This is a genomic window from Catelliglobosispora koreensis DSM 44566 (genome assembly GCF_000379685.1).
GTDB classification, from domain to species: Bacteria; Actinomycetota; Actinomycetes; order Mycobacteriales; family Micromonosporaceae; genus Catelliglobosispora; species Catelliglobosispora koreensis.
In genome coordinates this window covers 125,202-144,435 of record NZ_KB903291.1, presented here as the reverse complement: position 1 = coordinate 144,435, position 19,234 = coordinate 125,202, and the positions used below count along the sequence as shown (strand labels likewise).

General features: G+C 63.9%; 22 protein-coding genes and 1 pseudogene. 15 read left to right on the top strand and 8 right to left on the bottom strand.

What is annotated here, in order from left to right:
- The first annotated feature begins 49 nt into the window (after positions 1 to 49).
- Positions 50 to 322, top strand: coding sequence for a DUF2087 domain-containing protein (locus A3E1_RS0132875; protein WP_020525079.1), 273 nt, complete (start codon positions 50 to 52; stop codon positions 320 to 322).
- On the opposite strand, the gene rsgA is transcribed toward A3E1_RS0132875, so the two are convergent.
- Both rsgA and aroA read right to left on the bottom strand, forming a co-directional pair.
- Positions 307 to 1,194 (bottom strand): ribosome small subunit-dependent GTPase A, encoded by an 888-nt coding sequence (rsgA, locus tag A3E1_RS43300; protein ID WP_020525078.1) that lies wholly within the window; start codon positions 1,192 to 1,194, stop codon positions 307 to 309. The genes A3E1_RS0132875 and rsgA overlap by 16 nt on opposite strands.
- Before the next feature lie 120 nt (positions 1,195 to 1,314).
- Positions 1,315 to 2,577, bottom strand: a complete 1,263-nt coding sequence (gene aroA, locus A3E1_RS0132865; protein ID WP_020525077.1) for a 3-phosphoshikimate 1-carboxyvinyltransferase — start codon at positions 2,575 to 2,577, stop codon at positions 1,315 to 1,317.
- 64 nt (positions 2,578 to 2,641) lie between these two features.
- On the opposite strand from aroA, the gene A3E1_RS0132860 reads away from it, so the two are divergent.
- The 7 genes and pseudogenes from A3E1_RS0132860 (at position 2,642) to A3E1_RS0132830 (ending at position 6,447) form a co-directional block, all read left to right on the top strand.
- Positions 2,642 to 3,298, top strand: coding sequence for an SOS response-associated peptidase (locus tag A3E1_RS0132860; protein ID WP_020525076.1), 657 nt, complete (start codon positions 2,642 to 2,644; stop codon positions 3,296 to 3,298).
- 187 nt (positions 3,299 to 3,485) lie between these two features.
- Positions 3,486 to 3,815: pseudogene (locus A3E1_RS48655) on the top strand (WhiB family transcriptional regulator); the annotation flags it as partial.
- Between the two features lie 182 nt (positions 3,816 to 3,997).
- Positions 3,998 to 4,579, top strand: coding sequence for an alpha/beta hydrolase family protein (locus A3E1_RS0132850; protein ID WP_020525074.1), 582 nt, complete (start codon positions 3,998 to 4,000; stop codon positions 4,577 to 4,579).
- A gap of 212 nt (positions 4,580 to 4,791) precedes the next feature.
- Positions 4,792 to 5,442 (top strand): sigma-70 family RNA polymerase sigma factor, encoded by a 651-nt coding sequence (locus A3E1_RS0132845; protein WP_407637406.1) that lies wholly within the window; start codon positions 4,792 to 4,794, stop codon positions 5,440 to 5,442.
- Positions 5,435 to 5,713 carry a mycothiol system anti-sigma-R factor gene (gene rsrA / locus A3E1_RS0132840; RefSeq protein ID WP_020525072.1) on the top strand — a complete coding sequence of 93 codons (279 nt, stop codon included), beginning with the start codon at positions 5,435 to 5,437 and terminating at the stop codon, positions 5,711 to 5,713. Before A3E1_RS0132845 ends, rsrA begins: the two co-directional genes overlap by 8 nt.
- Positions 5,714 to 5,750: 37 nt before the next feature.
- Complete coding sequence (locus tag A3E1_RS0132835) at positions 5,751 to 5,963, top strand: biotin/lipoyl-binding carrier protein (RefSeq protein WP_020525071.1); 213 nt, start codon at positions 5,751 to 5,753, stop codon at positions 5,961 to 5,963.
- The gene (locus A3E1_RS0132830) at positions 5,923 to 6,447 is read left to right on the top strand and encodes a GNAT family N-acetyltransferase (protein WP_051105221.1); all 525 of its coding nucleotides are present in this window, start codon (positions 5,923 to 5,925) and stop codon (positions 6,445 to 6,447) included. Before A3E1_RS0132835 ends, A3E1_RS0132830 begins: the two co-directional genes overlap by 41 nt.
- Here the strand turns inward: A3E1_RS0132830 and A3E1_RS0132825 are convergent.
- Positions 6,416 to 6,979 (bottom strand): TetR/AcrR family transcriptional regulator, encoded by a 564-nt coding sequence (locus A3E1_RS0132825; protein WP_020525069.1) that lies wholly within the window; start codon positions 6,977 to 6,979, stop codon positions 6,416 to 6,418. The genes A3E1_RS0132830 and A3E1_RS0132825 overlap by 32 nt on opposite strands.
- Before the next feature lie 176 nt (positions 6,980 to 7,155).
- Between A3E1_RS0132825 and A3E1_RS0132820 the strand changes: the two genes are divergently transcribed.
- From A3E1_RS0132820 to A3E1_RS0132795, 6 genes are all read left to right on the top strand, one after another.
- Positions 7,156 to 8,655, top strand: a complete 1,500-nt coding sequence (locus A3E1_RS0132820) for an MDR family MFS transporter (protein WP_020525068.1) — start codon at positions 7,156 to 7,158, stop codon at positions 8,653 to 8,655.
- Positions 8,656 to 9,119: 464 nt separating this feature from the next.
- Positions 9,120 to 10,124 carry an SIS domain-containing protein gene (locus A3E1_RS0132815; protein ID WP_020525067.1) on the top strand — a complete coding sequence of 335 codons (1,005 nt, stop codon included), beginning with the start codon at positions 9,120 to 9,122 and terminating at the stop codon, positions 10,122 to 10,124.
- A gap of 2 nt (positions 10,125 to 10,126) precedes the next feature.
- A complete protein-coding gene (locus A3E1_RS0132810) occupies positions 10,127 to 11,632 on the top strand; it encodes a sensor histidine kinase (RefSeq protein ID WP_020525066.1) in 1,506 nt (501 codons plus the stop codon).
- Between the two features lie 243 nt (positions 11,633 to 11,875).
- Positions 11,876 to 13,540 (top strand): nitrite/sulfite reductase, encoded by a 1,665-nt coding sequence (locus tag A3E1_RS0132805; RefSeq protein WP_020525065.1) that lies wholly within the window; start codon positions 11,876 to 11,878, stop codon positions 13,538 to 13,540.
- A 230-nt stretch (positions 13,541 to 13,770) separates the two neighbouring features.
- Positions 13,771 to 14,466 (top strand): phosphoadenylyl-sulfate reductase, encoded by a 696-nt coding sequence (locus A3E1_RS0132800; protein WP_051105228.1) that lies wholly within the window; start codon positions 13,771 to 13,773, stop codon positions 14,464 to 14,466.
- Positions 14,459 to 15,124 (top strand): sirohydrochlorin chelatase, encoded by a 666-nt coding sequence (locus A3E1_RS0132795; RefSeq protein ID WP_020525063.1) that lies wholly within the window; start codon positions 14,459 to 14,461, stop codon positions 15,122 to 15,124. Before A3E1_RS0132800 ends, A3E1_RS0132795 begins: the two co-directional genes overlap by 8 nt.
- Positions 15,125 to 15,446: 322 nt before the next feature.
- On the opposite strand, the gene A3E1_RS0132790 is transcribed toward A3E1_RS0132795, so the two are convergent.
- Both A3E1_RS0132790 and A3E1_RS0132785 read right to left on the bottom strand, forming a co-directional pair.
- Positions 15,447 to 15,707 (bottom strand): WhiB family transcriptional regulator, encoded by a 261-nt coding sequence (locus A3E1_RS0132790; RefSeq protein WP_020525062.1) that lies wholly within the window; start codon positions 15,705 to 15,707, stop codon positions 15,447 to 15,449.
- Positions 15,708 to 16,070: 363 nt separating this feature from the next.
- Positions 16,071 to 16,991 carry a diacylglycerol/lipid kinase family protein gene (locus A3E1_RS0132785; protein WP_020525061.1) on the bottom strand — a complete coding sequence of 307 codons (921 nt, stop codon included), beginning with the start codon at positions 16,989 to 16,991 and terminating at the stop codon, positions 16,071 to 16,073.
- A gap of 24 nt (positions 16,992 to 17,015) precedes the next feature.
- Here A3E1_RS0132785 and A3E1_RS43290 point away from each other — a divergent pair, with 24 nt between their 5' ends.
- The gene (locus tag A3E1_RS43290; protein ID WP_040392607.1) at positions 17,016 to 17,378 is read left to right on the top strand and encodes a hypothetical protein; all 363 of its coding nucleotides are present in this window, start codon (positions 17,016 to 17,018) and stop codon (positions 17,376 to 17,378) included.
- On the opposite strand, the gene A3E1_RS0132775 is transcribed toward A3E1_RS43290, so the two are convergent.
- From A3E1_RS0132775 to sodN, 3 genes are all read right to left on the bottom strand, one after another.
- Positions 17,375 to 18,322: an ABC transporter permease gene (locus A3E1_RS0132775; RefSeq protein WP_020525059.1), complete on the bottom strand. Its 948-nt coding sequence runs from the start codon at positions 18,320 to 18,322 to the stop codon at positions 17,375 to 17,377. The two genes, A3E1_RS43290 and A3E1_RS0132775, sit on opposite strands and share 4 nt — an antisense overlap.
- 23 nt (positions 18,323 to 18,345) lie before the next feature.
- The gene (locus A3E1_RS0132770) at positions 18,346 to 18,744 is read right to left on the bottom strand and encodes an anti-sigma regulatory factor (protein WP_051105227.1); all 399 of its coding nucleotides are present in this window, start codon (positions 18,742 to 18,744) and stop codon (positions 18,346 to 18,348) included.
- A 77-nt stretch (positions 18,745 to 18,821) separates the two neighbouring features.
- Positions 18,822 to 19,217 carry a superoxide dismutase, Ni gene (gene sodN / locus A3E1_RS0132765; RefSeq protein ID WP_020525057.1) on the bottom strand — a complete coding sequence of 132 codons (396 nt, stop codon included), beginning with the start codon at positions 19,215 to 19,217 and terminating at the stop codon, positions 18,822 to 18,824.
- Positions 19,218 to 19,234 lie beyond the last annotated feature (17 nt).

Below are 19,234 nucleotides of genomic sequence, written 5' to 3'. Positions count from 1 at the left end.
CCGACAACCTAGCCGATTCTCACTTGCCCTGGATACTACGGTCGCAGGTATGGATCTACCGCGGGTTCTCAGACCGTTCATCCGCGATGACGGCAGCATTGTCAGCATCCCGGCAAAGGCGAGCAAACGCCGTCTCCTCTTGGAGTATCTGGCCGCCGCCTTCGAGCCCGGCGTGCGAATGACAGAGGTCGAGGTCAATGCCGTGCTGCGGGCCTTCTACGAGCACGATCCCGTGTCGTTGCGGCGCTATCTCATCGATGCCGCACTGCTCTCACGGGAAGACGGGGTCTACTGGCGCTCAGGCGGTTACGTCGACGTCTGATCGCGCGAAGCGAGCAGGCGCCGGAAACTTGCGAGCCTGCGCGCGTCGGCGTGTCCCTCAGCCACCCAAGTGTCCAAAGCGCACTCTCCGCCGAGGTGCTCACACATCGGCGGGCACGCGGCCGTGCCGTCAACGAGGTCGTGAAAGCCGTGCAGGACATCGTCGGCTGAGACATGGGCCAGGCCGAAACTGCGCACGCCGGGGGTATCGATAATCCACGACTCTTTTTTCTCCGGCAGGCGCAACGCCACCGCGCTCGTGGACGTGTGCCGTCCCTTGCCGATCGCGCTCACCACGCCCACGGCCCGATGCGCGCTGGGGATGAGCCGGTTGACCAATGTGGACTTTCCCACACCCGAATGCCCGACGAAGACCGAGACCTTTCCCCGCAGCTCTTTGAGCAAGGGCGTCAGCTCCGTGTCCGGTCCCATCAGGACATGTGGTACTTCGAGGGTCGAGTAGTAGTCGAGGATCTCCGCCGGCGCCGCTAGGTCGGCCTTGGTGAGGCACAGCAACGGCTCGATATCGGCGGCGTAGGCGGCAACTAGGCAACGGTCGATGAACCCGGTGCGCGGCGGCGGATCGGCCAGGGCGCTGACGATGACCAGCTGGTCGGCGTTGGCCACGACCACGCGTTCGAGACGGCCCTCGGGAGTGGTGTCGTCATCGTCTGCCGTGCGGGTCAGGACGGACCGGCGCTCCTCGATCCGCACGATCCGGGCAAGCGCTCCGTCAGCACCGGACACGTCTCCCACGAGGGCCACGTCATCGCCGACCACGACGGATTTGCGGCCAAGCTCGCGTGCGCGCATGGCGGTCACATAGACGTCATCCACCACGACGGTGTAGCGGCCCCGGTCGACCGCGACCACGAAGCCGACGACCGCGTCATCGTGGCGGGGGCGAGTCCGCGTGCGGGGACGCGAACGGGACGTTCGAGTGGCACGCACCCGAACGTCGTCCTCGTCGTAGTCCCGCTGCTTTTTCGCCTCTCAGCCCTCCGCTCCGCTTTCAGGTTTACCGGCCAGCGACTCCCACAAACTGGGAAACGACGGAAGAGTTTTTGAGGTGCACGAAACGTCATCGACACTGACGCCCGGCACCCGCAGCCCGATCACCGAAGCGGCGTGCACCATGCGGTGGTCGGCGTAAGTCTGGAACACAGCACCGCTCAGCGGCCTCGGCTTAATGGTCAGCCCGTCTTCGTGTTCGGTGATGTCGGCACCGAGCGCGGACAGCTCGTGCGCGAGCGCCGAGATGCGGTCCGTCTCGTGGTGGCGGATGTGGCCCACTCCACGGATATTCGATGGCCCGTCGGCGAGCGTCGCGAGCGCGGCGATCACTGGCGTCAGCTCACCGACATCGCCCAGCGTGGCGTCGATCCCGTGGATCTGGCCCGTCCCGGCGACGGTCAGCCCCGCCTCGCCCCGGGTTACCTTGGCGCCCATGGCGGTAAACAGCTCGCGCACGCGGTCGACGGGCTGCACACTGCTCGTTGGCCAGCCGGTGAGCGTGACGCGGCCACCTGTGACGAGTGCCGCGGCGAAGAACGGTGCCGCACCGGATAGGTCGGGCTCGATCTGCCAGGCGCGGCCCATCAGGCGCCCGGGTGCCACCTGCCACAGATCCGCCACGCTGTCATCGACCGCCGCCCCAGCGGCCCGCAACATCTGCACGGTCATCCGCAGATGCGGTGCACTGGGCACGGGCTTGCCGACGTGCCGGACGATCAGTCCCTCGTCGTAGTCAGCGCCACTAAGCAGCAGCCCGGACACGAGCTGACTGGACTTCGACGCGTCGACGACGACCTCACCGCCACGAACGCGGCCTTCGCCGTAAATCGTGAACGGCATGCCGTCGGTCTCCGACGCGTCGATGCGGCTAACACCTAACTCCCGCAACGCTTTCAGCAGCGGCCCCATCGGCCGCTTGCGGGCGTATTCATCTCCGTCGAAGGTCACTTCGCCGTTGGCGAGTGCCGCGAGTGGTGGCAGGAAACGCATCACGGTGCCGGCCAGCCCGGCGTTGATATGTGCCGGGCCGTGCAGCGGGCGCGGGCGAACCTCCCAGCGCTCATCGTCCATTGTGGAGACATGCGCGCCCATCGCGCGAAGACCAGCGGCCATCAGTTCGGTATCGCGTGCGCGTAACGGAGCGTGCAAAGTGGACGGTCCGACCGAAGCGGCCGCGATCACCAGCGCCCTGGCTGTAATGGACTTCGATCCAGGCAGGCGAACGTCAGTGTTCACCGGCATTCCAGCGGTGGGGGCATTCCATGGCACCAGCTTGGTCGTCACCCCCACAGTCTAGGGTGAGGCCATGTGCGGGCGTTATGCGACAACAAGGTCTTCGGCTGACCTCAGCAAACTATTCGCAGCCTTCGATGAAACCGATGACGTGCTCGCTCCGGATTACAACCTCGCCCCGACCGATCCCGCCCCGATCGTCCGGGTTGCCGAGGGCCAGCGCCGCATTAGCGTCGCCCGCTGGGGGCTGCTGCCCTCGTGGGCTGACAGCCCGCGGGCCGGCGCGCGGATGATTAACGCCCGCAGCGAGACCCTTCAGACCGCCCGTGCCTATGCCCGTCCGTTCGCCGAAAAGCGGTGTCTAGTACCAGCCGATGGTTGGTTTGAATGGGTTGATAAGAAGCCGTTCTTCATGACGCTGCCCGAAGGGGTGGTGTTCGCCGGGCTGTGGGCCGATAACCGGCACGGCCTGTCGTCGACGATCGTCACGATGCCGGCGGCTGGCGAATTGACAAAGGTGCATCACCGAATGCCACTGCTTCTGGAAGAGGATCGGTGGGAGGAATGGCTAACGGCTGAGGCCGGCCCAGAACTGTTGCTGCCTGTTGATTCTTCATACATTTCGCGCATCGAAATCCGGGCAGTTGGCCAGGCCATCGGCAATGTCCGAAACGATGGGCCCGATTTGGTTGCACCAATTCTGGTTAAGAATCAGGAAACTTTGTTTTGAGATATGTACCGATTAGGTGCGGTTTGTGACACCAAAACTTTGATACCCCTTGTCTCGGTCAGTCAAGATGCGGTAAGCAACAACGTCGGAACTGTTGAGCAGCAATGATCGCTCAGCGTGGCCGGCACCAGGAGTAATAGTTTGGCTACCGAAATGTGTAGTCAAACCCACGGGGGAGGTGGGGAATTTGACCCGGGCGCGTGTTCCACGTCCACAAGAGGTTGCAGCGGCTCGCCGCGACCCGCGTTTGGTACGTGCCGTGACCGAAAAGCATGACAACGCCTGGCGCACAAAGGGTGTGTGCCAAACCGTTGATCCAGAGACATTTTTCCCTGTGCCGATGGCACCGGCGGATGTCGCGATTGGACTGTGTGGCAGCTGCCCCGTCGCCGGGGCTTGCTTGGCATGGGCGCTTAGCGTCGGCGACTGCCACGGGGTGTGGGGCGGCACGACCGCCCGCGAACGGCGGGCCATGCTCGTCGCCTGGCGCACAGATGAGCAGCCAGACGAAAAGCCGTTCACAGAACACATTCCCGGCCCGGAATTGATCGTCTCCAACGGAGAGCTGGTCGCCCGCCGTCTTCCCGGACAGCGGACCGCTCAGTCGTTTGAGGGCATGGACAGCAACACTCTGCTGATCACACGCGAGCCCGTGCGCGCCTCCTGCTGAAAATCCGCGAAGGCTGGTAATCACAGGTCATGAAGATTGCCACGCCGCGCGGTGATGCGATGGTCGAGCGGTTCGAACCCAAAGGCAAGCCACGTCTCCTGCTGGCACTAGGTCATGGTGCTGGCGGAGGCGTGGACGCGCCGGATCTGGTCGCCGTGCGTGAGGCCGCCCTGGCGAACAAAGTCGCCGTAGCGATGGTGACGCAGCCCTACCGTGTCGCCGGGCGCCGCGCGCCCGCTCCAGCGCCCGCTCTCGACGAAGCCTGGCTTGCCGTCATGGCCGCGTTGAAGCCGAAGGTGCCGCTTGTCGTGGGTGGACGGTCGTCGGGCGCGCGGGTCGCCTGCCGCACGGCCGCTCTATCAAAAGCAGTGGGAATCGTGGCGCTCGCGTTTCCGTTGCACGCACCGGGCAAGCCGGAGAAGTCAAGAGCCAGCGAGCTCTTGACCGGGGTGCCGACATTGGTCGTCAATGGCGATAGCGACCCGTTTGGTGTCCCTTCTCCAACAAAGGGAGTTCAGGTCACCATCATCCCCGGCGCCCGCCATGACCTGCGGAAAGACCTTAACGCCGTGACGGCCGCGGTGGTCACGTTCTTGTCCTCCTTGGGGTGACCAAGGACACGCTTCGGAATGCTCGCAGGCTGGGCTGTGTTCCATTGACCGGATCGACGGTCTGCTCAGGCTAGCGAGAGGTGGCAATGGTGCGAACCGGAACACGCTGTGTGGCTCGAGGGGCGGAAAACTCAGCCGTCCAGACGATAGAAAAGCTGCTCAGCGCCCCCGACTGGCCCGCGGCACTCCCGGCGCCCCGGGTCGAGACCCCCGTGATCTCCTCGGTAACCTCGGTTCAGCGGCCGCCTCGGTCGCAGAAGGCGGTTGCCCGAGTGACGAGCACTGAGAGCGCAAACGAGCGCAGCGTCCGGTTTGAGCGTGACGCGATGCCGTTCGTTGACCAGCTCTATGCCGCCGCCCTGCGCATGACGCGCAACCCGGCCGACGCCGAAGACTTGGTTCAGGAGACCTTTCTTAAGGCCTTCGCCGCTTTCCACCAGTTCGAGGAAGGCACCAACCTCAAGGCGTGGCTCTACCGCATCTTGACCAACACCTTCATCAACTCGTACCGCAAGAAGCAGCGCCAGCCCGTTCAGGCGCCGACCGACGAGATCACGGACTGGCAGCTCGCCGAGGCCGAGTCACACACGTCATCGGGCCTGAAGTCAGCAGAGACTGAAGCGCTTGAGCGCCTGCCAGATAGCGACGTCAAGGAAGCGCTGCAGTCACTTCCTGAAGAGTTCCGTCTTGCGGTGTACCTGGCTGATGTGGAGGGTTTCTCTTACAAGGAGGTCGCCGACATCATGGGTACCCCGATCGGGACGGTCATGTCACGCCTGCACCGCGGGCGCCGCAATCTGCGCAAGCTTCTTGAGGGATATGCCATCGAACATGGCCTTTCCCGGGAGGCGATCAATGACTGACGCGCATGACGAGGTCAACTGTCGGGAAGTCCTGACAGAGGTATACCTCTACCTCGATCTTGAGTGCTCCGAAGACCGGCGGACGGTCATCAAGCAGCACCTTGATGAGTGCTCGCCCTGCCTTCGGGAATATGGCATCGAAACCGAAGTAAAGGCACTCGTCGCCCGCTGCTGCGGTCGCGAAACCGCACCCGCCGAACTCGTAGCTCGCCTGCGCGCCAAGCTATCCGAGCTGGTCGTCGAGGTCGAAGTTAGCCGCGAGCCGGGTTAACCGTCCTCGCGTACACGGCCGTGGTTGGATACACACCATGGCTGAAGAGATCCGTGCTGAGATGGTGGCGAACGTCTGGAAGGTCGTCGTGTCCGACGGTGACACGGTCGAAGACGGCGACACCCTGGTCATCCTCGAATCCATGAAGATGGAGATCCCGGTCGTCGCCGAAGCCGATGGCGTCGTGACGGTCAAGGTGCACGAGGGAGATGTGGTCCAGGAAGGCGACCTCATTGCCATCATTGAATAATTTGCGGGTACGCGTCGCGTCTGAGCCCGACTACGCGGCGATCGGTGAACTCACCGTCGCCGCCTATCGCGGAGACGGCCAGACCTCCGCTGATCACCCGTATGAACCCGTGCTGCGCGATGTGGTGTCGCGCGCCGACGCGGGGACGATCCTGGTTTGTGAGGACGGCGGCCTTGTCGTGGGCGCCGTGCTTTTCGTCTTGCCTGGCAGTGAATACGCCGAGCTCTCGCGTGCTGGGGAGGCCGAGTTCCGGATGCTGGCCGTCGCACCGTCAGCGCAGCGCCGGGGCGTGGGTGAAGCGCTCGTGCGAGGCTGCCTGACCCGCGCCGCTGACCTTGGCTGCGAAGCGGTAGTCATCTGCGTGCGTGACTTCGCCGTCGATGCGCAGCGCCTCTACAAACGACTGGGTTTCGTGCGTGAACCGTCGCTTGACTGGTCGCCCATGGACGGTGTCAGTCTGCTCGGCCTGCGCTGCCAGTTATGAGTTCCTCCGCCACCGTGAGCGCGGCCTGACGACGGTCCTGTTCGGACACTTCACCTTCTGGCAGCAGCATCGCTGAGGCGTGCAAGCCGAACAGCGCGAGCCCCATGCGCATGCGCTCGGTCGGGCTGGCCTTCTCGCCAGCGAGCACGCTGACCATCTTGTGCAGGCTCTCCCGCCATTTCGCGGCGTTGGCCATGTTTTTCATGGCGGGCTGGTTCTGCTGGATGAACTTCATGATCTTCAGGTGCTGACTGGCGTTGAGGTTGTCCATATAGCGGTGCAGAAACTCGATGCGAAACGCTTGCGTTGGCTCTTTGCCCTCGGCCCACTCGAGCAAGGTGTCGAGCCTTTTCACATGGTCACTCGTGAGTGACTCGACGATCTCTTCTTTGCTCTTGAAGTGGTAGTAGAGGGCGGCCTTGGTGACGCCTAAGCGCTCGGCGATCTCGCGCAGCGAGGTCGCGTCATAGCCCTGTTCGCTGAACAGGTCGAGGGCGATCGCCTGGATCCGGGAGCGAGTGTCATCCGCCATGGTCGTCCTTTTCTACTTGACGGCCGGTTAGTAAGTAGCTTACCGTACGGCTAGTAAGGCGTCTAGCCGGTCGGCAAGTAAGCGTAGGGAGTCTAGCCGTGACCGCTGTTGCTGAGGCAGCCCCAACCTCAAGCTCCACCGGAGCTAACAAGCTAAACATCGTTCTACCAGGTCTGATGCTCGCCATGATGCTGGCGATGCTCGACAACATGGTCGTAGGCACCGCGATGCCGAAGATTCTCGGTGAGCTCGGCGGCCTTGAGGCAGTGTCCAAACTGTCCTGGGTGGTCACCGCCTATGTCTTGGGCACCACCGTGTCGACGCCTATCTGGGGAAAGCTCGGCGACCTCTACGGCCGCAAGCGGATCTTCCTCAGCTCGATCGTCCTGTTCATCCTCGGCTCGATGCTCTCGGGCGCGGCGGGCGAGTTCACTTGGCTGAACAACATGCTCGACCCGATGAGCCAGCTGATCTACTTCCGGGCGTTCCAGGGCCTGGGCGCTGGCGGTCTCATGGTGGGCGCGTTCGCCATCATCGGCGACCTCGTCTCACCGCGCGAACGTGGGAAATACCAAGGCCAGATGGCTGGCATCATGGCCCTGTCGATGATCGCCGGACCACTCGTGGGCGGCCTCATCACCGACCACGCCTCCTGGCGCTGGATCTTCTATATGAACATCCCGATCGCCGGCGCCGCGCTGTTCATCCTCATCGCCTTCCTGAACCTGCCGCGCAAGCGGACCGAGCACAAGATTGACTGGCTGGGTGCCGGGCTGCTCGCCATCGCGATCACCTCGATCGTTCTGATCACGACGTGGGGCGGCAAGGAATACGCCTGGCTGAGCGCTCAGATTCTGGGCCTGGCCGCGCTCGGGGTCATCACCACGATCCTGTTCGTCGTCGTGGAGATGAACGTCGCCGAACCGGTACTGCCCTTGAAACTGTTCAAGGACCGCAACTTCAGCCTCGTCAGCACGATCGGTTTCCTCGTCGGCTTCGGCCTATTCGGGGCGGTGTCGTTCCTGCCGCTCTATCAGCAGACCGTGCAGGGAGCCTCAGCGACCAATAGCGGACTGCTCCTGCTTCCGATGATGCTGGGCGTCATGGTGACCTCCGTCGTGATTGGACGGATCATCGCAAAGACGGGCCGCTACCGGATCTTCCCGATCATCGGTGGCACGATCATGGTGCTGGCCATGCTGCTTTTGACGCGTTTGGACAATGACACCTCCAAGGTCGAGTCCACGATCTACATGGTGGTTTTGGGGCTGGGCATGGGATTCCTCATGCAGACCACGCTGCTCATCTCGCAGAACAGTGTCGAGATGAAGGACATGGGCGTGGCTAGCTCGACGGCGACCTTCGCCCGGTCGATCGGCGGTTCGTTTGGGGTGGCGCTGTTTGGCGCCGTCTTCACCTCCCGCATGGAGGCAGACATCGCGGCTTCCGGCCCCGCCGCGACAGCCATGGTCGCCCAGAGCGGTGGCAGCTTTGATCCTGCGATGCTGTCTGCCCTGCCGGCGCCCATGCGCGAAGCGATCACGCACGCGATCGCCTTTGGCACCTCTGGGCTGTTCTGGTGGGCGCTGGCGTTCGCGGTCTTCATCCCCGTGCTGGCTTGGTTCGTCAAAGAGGTCCCGCTGCGCGAAACAGCCGCCATGGCACCGGCCGAATAGCTCACCCGTTAACGCGCAAGCGCCCGGTCCTTCCCGCCTGGAGGACCGGGCGCTTGCTTTCCGGGCGGTTGCTTCGGCCACGCTCCCGTTGCCGGATTGCTGATTTGCCGGGGCGCTTGGTTGCCCTGGTCGTGATCCACATCCCAGAGCGTGATCGACATCCATTGAGACGTGATCAACGAGCGGTTTGATCACGTCCCGTGGGATGTGGATCAGCAATGGGGATGTGGATCACGACTAAGTCCGCCAAAGGGAGCAGGCGTCAGGCAGGTGCGTTGGCGGGACCGCGCCGGAAGGGACTGGCAGGACGGCCCGCCTGGCAAGGCAGGGATCGCTCACGTGATCGGTGCGAATAGGGTGTCATCGCGCGAGAGTCGTGCGCGTTTGTGCTCGATAACTTGCTGAATCACGCTTTAGCGTGCAAGACTGCGCACGTGACAAACAGAAATGAACGCGGCGCCGGGATGGCCGCTGACATTGCCGAGCAGCCCGACGTCTACGCCACGCTGCTGGAACCAGCGCACATCACGGCGATCGAGAGGGTCGCGAAGGCTGTTATCGAGCACAAGCCACAGCACGTCGTGTTCACCGCGCGTGGGACGTCTGATCACGCGGCGCTCTACGGGACGTATCTGTCGGAGATTCGGCTGAATCTCGCTGCCGGGCTCGCTAGCCCGAGCGCGATCACTGTCTTCGGGGCACGCCCGGATTTGTCGCACGCCCTTGTCGTCGGTGTCTCGCAGAGCGGTGGATCACCTGACCTGACCGAGGTGCTGCGTGTGGCGCGGGAGTCGGGCGCGCTAACGCTTGCCGTGACGAACAATCCAGAGTCGACACTCGTGCAGACGGCCGAGCTGTCGATTGACGTGTCCGCCGGGCACGAGCGGGCGGTCGCGGCCACAAAGACTTACACCGCAGAGCTTTTCGCGCTCCTGCTGCTTATTGAGGGCATCAAGAACGGTGGCAGTGTCCCGGTCAAGGAATTCGCCGAGATCCCCGCGCTCGCCCGGCAGACGCTGGAAAGCAACGACGCTACCGCGCAAGCGCAGCGCTACCGCTTCGCACGCAGCATGGTGACTACTGGGCGCGGCTACTCGTACCCCTCAGCCCGCGAAGCGGCATTGAAGCTGATGGAAACGTCCTACCTGCCGGCCCTGGCCTTTTCGGGTGCCGACCTCCTGCACGGGCCCTTGGCCATGACCGACCCAGACGTGCCTGTGCTCGCGTTCGTGAATAGCGGCCGCGGTGGCGAGGCGATGAAGCCGGTGCTGGAGCGCTTGCACGATCAGCGGGCTGACGTGGTCACGGTCGGTCCAGGGGGCGCGCTAGCGGTGCCCAGCGTGGACGAACGGTTCTCGCCGCTCCTGGAGATCCTGCCGTTGCAGCAGCTGGCGCTCTCGTTAGCGCTCGCGAAAGGCGAAGATCCAGATGCTCCACGCGGACTAAAGAAGGTCACTGCCACAATGTGAGGGTGAAACCGTCGACCCTGAAGGAACTCGTCGAGGAACATACGAGCCTCGGCCCGGTCGACATCGACCACCTCCAGCGGCTGGCCGGTGATTGGCAACTGATCTCCGACCTGTCGTTCGCTGACCTGTTGTTGTGGGTGCCGGCTGGCGATGGCGCCTACGTGTGCGTGGCGCAGGTGCGCCCGACCACGGCACCCACGGCTTATCAGGACGATCAGGTCGGCAAGCTGGCCAACGGCGCTGAGGTCGCGCACCTTGAGGTGGCGCGGACGCAGGGGCGGATTTGGCGCGAGGGCGATCCCGTCTGGTACGGCGACACGCCCGCCCGTCATGAGGCGGTTCCTGTCAGAAGACGCAGCGCTGACGGTGAGTCCGGGGACGTGGTCGCGGTGGTGGGACGGGACACGAACCTGTCCACGGCACGCACACCGTCGCAGCTCGAACTCAATTACCTGACTACCGCAGACGATCTAGCGCAGATGATCGCTGACGGCACGTTCCCGCCGCCCCGGCACGAGGGTGAGACCACTTCGGCTCCACGCGTGGGCGACGGGCTGATCCGCCTGGACGCAACGGGCAAGGTCACCTATGCGTCCCCTAACGCCCAGTCCGCGATTAGGCGCCTTGGCTTCTCGGCGAGCCTCGTGGGCGAGGATCTCGCGGCGCTGTTCAACCGCCTGAGCGACGACCCGCTGGAGGGCTCCGAGTGCGCCGCCCGCATCCTGGCCGCGCTCAGGGGCGACGCTCCACCGCGTAAAGAGGTCGAAGCGCGTACCGCCACCGTCCTAACGCGAGCGTTGCCGCTCATGCCAGCGGGTGTCCCGATCGGAGCGCTGGTGCTCGCCCGTGACATCACCGAGGTGAAGCGGCGCGACCGGGCGCTGATCACCAAGGACGCGACGATCCGCGAGATCCACCACCGGGTGAAGAACAACCTCCAGACGGTTGCCGCGCTGCTCCGGCTCCAGGCCCGGCGAGTCGCCGCGCCGGAAGCCCGTGCCGCACTTGAAGAATCCGTGCGCCGCGTCGCCAGCATCGCCCTCGTGCACGAGACGCTATCCATGTCCGCCGATGAAGTCGTCGAGTTCGACGGCATCGTCGACCGCGTCGCGACGGCCGCGGCGGAGGTGGCGGCACCCGAGAGTCCCGTGTTCACCAGACGTGAAGGCAGCTTCGGCCAGCTCCCGGCCGAGATCGCCACACCGCTGGTCATGGTGCTCAACGAGCTGCTGCTTAACGCTGTTGAGCACGGGTTTGAGGGCGGTTCCCAGGCCGGCGAGGTCGTCGTCAAGGTCGACAGGCAAAAGAAAGACCTCAATGTGATCGTGGCCGATAACGGACGCGGTTTACCTCCTGACTTCAATCCGGCAACAAACAAGCGACTCGGGTTGCAGATCATCCGCACTCTGACCACGGGAGAGCTTCGCGGAACCATCGAGCTGCGTAACCGTGATGGGGGCGGCACTGAAGCTGTGCTCTTCGTCCCACTAGCTAAGAGAGAGCGATGACACACTGGCCTGATGTCGTAGGCCCGTGGCATTGTGTTCACATGACTTCCGGCCACCATGTCGCGCTGACGATGCGTCGTCACGTTGACTTTGGCCGTGTCCGCAGCGCCATCTGTCCGGCTGGCTGATCAGCCGCCCCGTTCGTTCATCCGATCGGGCGCGCATCTCGCGCCGGAAGCAATGACGCTTAGAAATCTCTAGCGCGATCGATGCGTGTCCCCTCATTCAGAAGGGACGCTGCACATGGCAGCCCCAAAAACCCGCCGTGGTGAAGGACAGTGGGCGCTCGGTCACCGCGAGCCGCTCAACCCGAACGAGCGCAGCAAAAAGGACGACAACCCGCTCAACGTGCGGGCTCGCATCGAAAACATCTATGCGCATCGCGGTTTCGCCTCGATCGACCCCGCTGACCTGCGCGGCCGGTTCCGCTGGTTTGGCCTCTACACGCAGCGCAAGCCCGGCATCGATGGCGGCCGCACCGCGATCCTCGAGCCGCACGAGCTCGACGACGAATACTTCATGCTTCGCGTTCGCATCGACGGTGGTCAGCTCGACCTGCAGCAGCTGCGGGTGCTCGCCTCCATCTCCGAGCGCTTCGCCCGGGACACCGCCGACATCACCGATCGCCAAAACATTCAATACCATTGGGTACGCGTCGAGGACGTCCCCCAGATCTGGAAAGAGCTTGAGGCGGTCCGTCTGTCCACAACGGAGGCGTGTGGCGACACGCCCCGCGTCGTTCTCGGCAGCCCCGTCGCCGGGATCAGCAAAGACGAAGTGATCGACCCGACCCCGGCGATCCAGGAGATCGTCGACACCTACGTGGGCGATCCAACGCTGTCGAACCTGCCACGCAAGTTCAAGTCCGTGATCTCGTGGCTGGCTGACGTTCCCTACGAGGCGAACGACATCTCGTTCCTCGGTGTCGTGCACCCCGAGCACGGTCCCGGCTTCGACCTGTGGGTCGGTGGGGGACTTTCCACGAATCCCATGCTGGCCAAGCGTTTGGGCGTTTGGGTTCCGCTGGCTGAGGTGCCTGAGGTGTGGGCCGCGGTTTGCCGCGTGTTCCGCGACTACGGCTACCGCCGCCTTCGTGCCCGTGCAAGGCTGAAGTTCCTCGTGGCCGACTGGGGTGTGGAGAAGTTCCGCCAGGTGCTAGAGGAGGAATACCTCAAGCGGTCGCTTGTGGACGGTCCCGCGCCGGAGCTGCCGAAGCACACGATCGATCACATCGGCGTGCACAAGCAGCGCGACGGGCTGAATTACGTTGGTGTGGCAGCGGTTGCGGGCCGGGTCAGTGGAGCGATCCTGAACCAGGTCGCCGACATCGCCGAGGCTCACGGCTCTGACCGGGTGCGGCTCACGCCGTACCAGAAACTGCTCGTGCTCGACGTCGCCGACGACAAGGTCGACTCACTGGTGTCCGCATTGGACGCGATCGGGCTGCAGGCCCGTCCGTCAGGGTGGCGCCGGGACACGATGGCCTGCACCGGAATTGAGTACTGCAAGCTCGCCATCGTCGAGACCAAAGCGACAGCAGCAGCCACGATCGCACACCTGGAGAAAACACTGGGCTCGATCGATGGGTCGATCTCGATCAACGTTAATGGATGCCCGAACGCGTGCGCGCGTACCCAGGTGGCAGATATTGGCCTTAAAGGACAGCTCGTTCAGGATGCCAACGGCAACCTGGTCGAGGGCTTCCAAGTGCACCTCGGCGGGGGACTGTCGATGGCGCAGGGGCAGACGCCCGGCTTTGGCCGCAAGTTGCGCGGGCTGAAGACAACGGCGGCAGAGCTGCCGCAATATGCCGAGCGACTGGCGACGCGCTACCTAGCCGAACGCAAAGACCTCCACGAGTCCTTTGCCGACTGGGTCCTGCGCGCTGACGAAGAAGCACTGCGATGACCGGGCGCTTGCGCGAGGGCACAAATGTCGCAGGGTGGCTAGTGCCTCGCGGCAGGGCTGACCGCAGGGAGGCCCTGACGTGAGCTCCGATGGCCGGTTCGTTCCCTACTACTGCCCCTATTGCGGTGACGAAAACCTGTTCCCGCACGGGGAAACGCATGGCGCCTGGGAGTGCCGCGCGTGCCGTCGAGTCTTTTCCGTGAAGTTCATTGGATTACTGGGGAGTGATCATGCTAGTCGAGACTGATGAACTAATCGATATCGCAACGCGGGCGGGCAAAGACCTCGAAGGCTCGTCCGCGGAGAAGATCATTGAGTGGGCAGCGGGCACGTTCGGCGAGAAGTTCTGTGTCACGAGTTCCTTCGCTGACGCGGTGCTGGCTCACGTCGCTTCCCGTGTCGTGCCCGGCATCGAGGTCGTCTTCCTCGACACCGGATTGCACTTCCCCGAGACATTGCGCGTCCGCGATCAGGTGACGCGCAGCATTCCGGTGACGGTCCGCTCGGTGCAGCCGCCGCAGACGGTCGGGCAGCAAGACGGCGAATTCGGGCCGCGGTTGTTTTCCCGCGACCCCGACGCTTGCTGCGCGATGCGCAAGGTCAAGCCCCTTGAAGACGCCCTTTCGGGGTACGACGCCTGGGCCGCTGGACTGCGCCGCGATGAGTCGCCGACGCGTGCCCGCACGCCTGTGGTGCACTGGGAATACGCGCGTTCCAAGGTGAAGGTCAACCCGCTGGCCGCGTGGACCGAGTCCGATGTGGACGCTTACATCGCCCGCCACAACGTGCCAGTGAACCAATTGCTCAAGCAGGGCTACGGTTCGGTCGGTTGCTGGCCGTGCACGCGGCGCACCCTGCCGGGTGAGGACGCCCGTGCCGGACGCTGGGCGATGTTCGACAAGACCGAATGTGGCCTGCATGCCTGATCACGTTGTCTTGGTAGCGCACGGCTCCCGTGATCCACGGGCTGCTTCCGTGACGCGTGCCCTGGCGCGGACCGTTGCCGCGGTCCGTCCAGGGCTCGACGTGCGGACCGCGTTCCTGGAGCACACGTCGCCATCACCGGCTTCCGTGCTGGCTTCTCTTACCGAGCCGGCCGTTGTGGTTCCGCTGCTGCTGACCAACGCCTACCACGGCTCGATTGACTTGCCCGCTCAGGTTTCTGGCTTCGACTGCACCATCACGGACACCCTGGGATCACCCGCGCTAGTGGACGCATTGGTGAAGCGGCTTCCCGCTGAACCGTTTGATTCGCTCGTCCTCGCGGCGGCCGGCACCCGTGTCGCTTCTGCCAGGGCAGGTATCGACGAGGTCGCAGCGGCGCTGTCAGCACGGCTAAACGTGCCGTGCCGCGTCGCCTATGCCGCTGGCGCCGTCCCGTCCGGCGCCGAGGCCGTGCGCTGCCTGCCCGGCCGCGTCGGGGTGGCGTCCTACTTCCTCGCGCCCGGAAAGCTCTACGACCTCGTGGTCGCCTCGGCCCGTTCCGCCGGAGCCGCCTTTTCGGCTCCGCCTCTCGGCGCCTCCTGGCCCCTGGCCCAGCTCATCTGTGACCGCATCGACGCGGCCCTCCTCACCCGCGCCTAGCCATCCGCGTCAGGGCCAGTTTCGCCGCTCCGCATTGGACGTTCGTCCGCGTTGCGTTTTATTCAGCGTCGCTGCCCGCTCGCCCGTGCAAGGGATTCGCATGTGATCCACAGCCCAATCGGCCATTCCTGTCGGGATGTGGATCACGCGCCAAGATCGTTGACAGACAAGCGAAGCGGCCGGCGAGTGACAGCGGACACGAAAAGGAAGGGCTTGTCAAAGGGGGAGGGACGGAAGCTGAAAGAGTGTCTAAAAACGAGAGTGCCCCGGCGACATAGCCGGGGCCTGCTCGATTTTTTCGCGGTAGATGTGGCGGGAAGCTTCAGAGTCCCACAGTTTGGGGGCGAACCCGGAGGCCGCCACGGCGCTTGAGTGCACGCCGTTCCTCTTCACTCATCCCACCCCAGACACCAGCGTCTTGGCCTGATTCGAGGGCCCACTTCAGGCACTCGTCGCTGACCGAACAACGCCGGCACACCGCTTTGGCCTGCTCCACCTGAAGAATCGCAGGGCCTGACGTCCCAATGGGGAAGAACAGCTCCGGGTCTTCATCACGGCAGACAGAACGGTGACGCCAGTCCATGGCGGGACACACTCCTCTTACGTTGCTTCGCGGTAAATGAATTGCTAACTGGTGGTCTGTAGTACGTTTCGACTTCTCTGTATGGCGAACGCGTGGGAAGCGATTTGGATGCGATCGAATAATTACGGACCGCTACCAAGAGCCTGGACGCGCTTACTCAAATGAAGTTCGTGTTCGTACGCTTGTGAATGCTTTCACGAACTCCGCCGATGTCAAGGGGGGTGCCAGAAATTAGGACGGATGGGTGAGCAAGCTCACGGCCGTTTTGTCCGGATCACCAGGCGTTACCCCGAGGCCAAGGTTGCGACGGTGAGTAACCGCGCTAAGGCTCCATGTAATGATTCCAGCGTATTTCCTGTTCCTTTAGCAGATTACTCGGAGAGCCGCTGGAACAGAGCTGAATTTCACCTTTTCCCGGTCGCCTAGATAATCGCCATCAAGCTGAAATGCCTGGGGTGTGGTGGAGCTAACGACGAACTCCGACAAGTCGTGTCGCAGCACTACCTGTTTTCCGTATCCGTCGGTCTGCTTGGACAGCATTTTGGTGACCGTCTGGATAGTGCCCGGCGGGCGCATCGCCTTAAGCGCCAGCACGTCTAGACCCTCGTCAAAGGACGCTTCTGGGCTGGCTTGAATGGGGCGGTCGCCGACATAAGTCCACGGTGCCGTGTTCTGAACGATGATGGTGGCTAGCCCAGATAGCGGCTCTTCGCCGGCCGGAGCCAGCGTCAGCGCGGGAGTGCGATTGAAGGCCTCGAATGCGTATTCACGGAAGAATGAGCGCGCATAGAGCATTGGAGAGGCCCGTCGTCCTTTGTGGCGAGCACGTTCCACCCTGCGGGTGACGGCTGCATCGATGCCTATGCCTGCGCAAAACGTGAAGTAGCGATCGTCGGCTCGGCCGAGCCCGATCTCACGGCTGCGGTTATCGCGCAAACAATCCAAGATCACGCCAGTCGCTTCGACCGGGTGACGGGGCAGCCCGAGCGCGCGGACGAAGACGTTGGTCGAGCCTCCTGGGACGACACCCAGTTTGGGGCGCTGCTCAACTGGTACCCCCATAAGGCCATTAACCACCTCGTTGATGGTCCCGTCCCCGCCGAGCGCGACCACGACGTCGATCCCGTCCTTCGCGGCCTCAAGGGCTAGGGCGTGACCGTGCCCACGGCGGCGAGTGAAGCTGACCGTCAAGTCCATCGTGCTGCGCAGCGCACCCACCAGCACGTCCCGGGTGCGCGCAGAGGTGGTGGTGGCCTTCGGGTTGACCACGAGTAGCCCGCGCATGCTGGGCAATCTATCGTGTTCGCCATGCCCGCCACCTTGCGTATCGCCGTTAGCCTGCTCGCTGCTCAGGCGCTCGCGGGCGCTGCCTTGGCCGCATTGCTGATCTATTGGGACCTGTTCTCCACGGCTGACAGCCAGTCGCTGGCGATCTACGTCACTGTGTTCTGCGTGGCCTATACGGCGGGTCTGGCGTTCACGGCGCGCGCCCTGGCTAAGCGCAAGCTCGCGGCACGCGGCATCGCACTCGCGCTTGAGTTGCTGCTGGCGGCACCGGCGTACTACATGATCACTGGCGGGCTAACCCTCGCCGGCTGGATCCTCGCGGCGGTCCTGGTCGCGACCGTCGTGACGTTGATGGCCCAGCCGACAAGCGAAGCGCTCGCCTAGTCTTCGCGGCCGCCCATCTTCTCCAGGGCGAAGCCCACGATCAGGCCGATGAAGATGAACACGGCAGGCAGGCCGAACAGCCGCCACTCAGAAGGCCCTTCCAAGCCCAGTGCCATCGGAAGAAACGCGAGCAGCATGGTCGCCAGGACCACGCCCGCGATGCCACCCCGGCGGCCAAAGACACTGACGCCACCCATCAAGACGACGGCAGCGGCCACAAGCAGCGGCTGCCAGCTGGCGTTGCCGAAGACCCCGCCCTGAGTGACCGCCATCATGAGGCCGGCGACGGCGGCGAGAAGACTCGAACCCGTGAATCCGGCTAGGGCGCCGATGAGCTTCTTGACCCGGAAATGTGCTGGGTCCTCACTAACGCGGTTGGCGCTCAGGGTTCGCCGGACGGCCCGAATCGCGAAGAGCACGCCACCCGCCAGCGACCCGATCACAAAGATCGCCATAAAACCAATAGCCGTCGCGGTGCCAGGGCGGCCGACGGCCGGAACGATGACGCCACGCGTACCGACAAGACTCATGAAAACGGCAGAGCTGATCGCGATGCCGCCAAGCGAGACCGCCCAACCAGGAGCCGAGGTGAGGCCAGCGACGACGCCGAGGAGCACTCCGAGGACTCCTGCGGCCAGGATCGCGATCGCACCGGCGGCGATGCCGGGCCAGTCCTCTCTGGACAGCACGGCGTAAATCGCCGCTGTCAGCGCGGCTATCGAGGGAACGGCCAGGTTCGGTGTCGCCGTACGAAACGACAGCGCCAAGGCGCTAGCCGTCACGCCAGCGGTCGCTAGGGCGAGCCAGAAGTACGCTCCTGGCTCACTGCGCAGGAAGGTGCCCACCGCGGCGACCGCGACCAGGAGGAAAAGGATCGCTTCCCAGGCAAAGTGCGCTAACAGTCCACGAAAGACGCTCTTGTGAGCAGGAGGGGCATCAGTCACGCGTCCACTTTAGATAGATGGCGCTATTTGTGAAGGGCAGCCGTTAGCCGGATCGTCGCGACGCCGTTGACCTGGCCGGCACTCGCGTCAGCGGTCAGCCCGCGGATGACCCGCCAGGCGAACGACGACGGATCGGGAAGGTTGGCACCCTCGCGCAACGGCGCGGACACGGCAGCGGTCAGCGTCTCGGCACCTATCTCAAACCGGCACGTCAGGTCACCGTCAGTGGGGGTCAGCACGAGCAGCATGGCGCATGCCTCATCGACGGCTATGCGCAGATCTTCGATCTTGTCGCCCGGGAACCCGAGGCGTGCGGCCAGGCCAGCGGTCGCAGTGCGCAGTATGCCCAGCCATCCGCCATCAGCGGGCACAGTAACGGCGACCACGTCATCGACCTCTGATGCCGGTTCCCTCGGAATAATTTGCTGGCTCACCAATACCGAGCGTAAACCAAGGCGGCCGGTGCATACGCTTGCCGGCCGCCTCAGTTACTGGCTTGTTATGCCTGCTTGGTCTCCCAGAAGATCTTCGCGATCTCGTCAATCTTCGACAGGAGCTGCTCAGCGACCGCTGGGTCGGCCTGGCCCTTGGAGCCGCCGGCCCCCGCGAGCTTGGTCGCCTCGTTGAACAGCTGGTGCAGCTGCGGGTACTTCTCGAAGTGCGGAGCCTTGAAGTAGTCGGTCCACAGCACCCAAAGGTGGTGCTTGACGAGTTCTGAACGCTGCTCCTTGATGATCAAGGCGCGGGTACGGAACTCGGGGTCCGTGTTCGCCTGGTACTTCTCGCAGATTGCTTTGACCGACTCAGCCTCGATGCGGGCCTGGGCCGGGTCATAAACGCCACAAGGCAGGTCGCAGTGTGCGTTAGCGACAATGCTTGGACGGAACAAGCTCATGAGGATCCTCCATAAAG